The 228-nt window shown below is 62.3% G+C and carries 1 pseudogene; it reads right to left on the bottom strand.

From position 1 onward, the window contains the following. A pseudogene (locus tag SB724_RS22175) lies at positions 1-228 on the bottom strand (hypothetical protein); the annotation flags it as partial.

Raw genomic sequence — 228 nt, 5'->3', positions numbered from 1 at the left:
CAGCCAGGAACCGGTGTCTTTGAGCCATTGCGTTGCCAACAACGGGGCGAGTGAGCCAGCGAAGATCGAGGTGACCTGCGATCCCAGCGAGACCCCGGAGTAGCGCATCCTGGTGGGGAAGAGCTCAGCCATGATGGCCGGCTGCCCGGCGTACATGAACGCATGCAGGCACAAGCCGATGGTGGTTGCGAGAACGATGATCACCGGGTTGCGGGTGTCGAACATGGG

The sequence above is a fragment of the Bacillus sp. SIMBA_031 genome, assembly GCF_046535225.1.
GTDB classification, from domain to species: Bacteria; Bacillota; Bacilli; order Bacillales; family Bacillaceae; genus Bacillus; species Bacillus velezensis.
Note: the sequence above shows the minus strand (reverse complement) of the source record. Positions and strands in the feature narration are given on the sequence as shown.